1 protein-coding gene and 1 pseudogene are annotated in these 1,202 nt (G+C 67.9%); both read right to left on the bottom strand.

The annotated features are described in order from the left end of the window. Positions 1-195: 195 nt before the first annotated feature. Entirely contained in the window at positions 196-1,002 is an 807-nt protein-coding gene (istB, locus tag CHB84_RS22185; RefSeq protein ID WP_089303579.1) for an IS21-like element helper ATPase IstB, read from the bottom strand. Further along, positions 1,002-1,202 (bottom strand): annotated as a pseudogene (locus tag CHB84_RS23150) (hypothetical protein); the annotation flags it as partial. The gene istB and the pseudogene CHB84_RS23150, both read right to left, overlap by 1 nt.

Genomic DNA, 1,202 nt, shown 5'->3' on the forward strand with positions numbered 1-1,202 from the left:
ATGTCGGCTCGCGCCGGGTGCTGGGCTATGCGATGGCCAGCCACCTGCGCACCGAACTGGTCACCGACTGCCTGGACACTGCGGCAGCCACTCGCTGTCAATGGTCAGTGAGTGTTCCCCGTTGGTGGTCATGCTTTCTCCCCGGTGGTGGCCACGGTTTCCCCGGTGGTGGCCAGTGATCTTGCCCGGTGGGGGTTAGGTGAGGGGTGTGACTCCGTTTCCGGCGGTGGCTTCGGCGAGGCGGTAGGAGTCGCCGCTGGTGACGACGATGTGTGCGTGGTGTAGTAGCCGGTCGACGGTGGCGGTGGCGAGGGTTTTGGGCATGAGTTCGTCGAATCCGGAGGGGTGCAGGTTGCTGGAGATGGCTAGGGCGCGGCGTTCGTAGGCGGCGTCGACGAGGCGGTAGAAGCCTTCGGCGGCGTCGTGGCTCATGGGGAGCATGCCGATGTCGTCGACGATGACGAGGTCGGCGCGGATAATGCGGGTGATGGCTTTGGTCACTGAGTCGTCGGCGCGGTGGCGGGTGACCAGGCTGCCGAGGTCTTCGATGGAGAACCAGGACACGGTCAGGCCGGTGTCGATGGCGCGTTGGCCGAGTGCTTCGCAGAAGTGGGATTTGCCGGTGCCAGAGGGTCCGCAGACGCAGAGGTTTTCCCCGCGGTGGATCCATTCCAGGGTGGCGAGTGCTTGTTGTGTGGGGGTGAGGATGGAGCTGGCGTTCTCGTCCCAGGAGTCGAAGGTTTTGCCGGCGGGGAATCCGGCTTTGCGGCGGCGGTTGTGGATGGCCGAGGTTGCCCGCCCGCTGGTTTCCTCGGCCAGCAGCACGCGCAGCGTTTCTGCCGGGTCCCAGCGTTGGGCGCGGGCGGTGGGGATCACCTCGGCGGCCGCGCGACGCAGGTAGGGCATGCGCAGTTTCTTGGCCAGCGCGGCGACCTGCTCGGACGGATCGCCGGTGACATTGGTGGGGGTGGTCGCGGTGCCGGTGGCCGGTGTGGTGCTCATCAGGGGATCTCCTTTCCGAACTCGGCCCAGGCCCGGGTGCCGGCTTGCAGGGAGTGGTCTTCGGAGGCGCGGATCGGCTCGGTCCCGTCGGGTTCGCGGTGCTGCCGGTGGTGGGCCAGGATGGAGGCCAGGTCGGCCTCGCCGAATCGCCCGGCCAGCGCGGCGGTGCCCAGCGCCCGATCCAGGTCGGTGTGTCCGTA

It is taken from the genome of Haloechinothrix alba, from assembly GCF_900188115.1.
Classification (GTDB): domain Bacteria; phylum Actinomycetota; class Actinomycetes; order Mycobacteriales; family Pseudonocardiaceae; genus Haloechinothrix; species Haloechinothrix alba.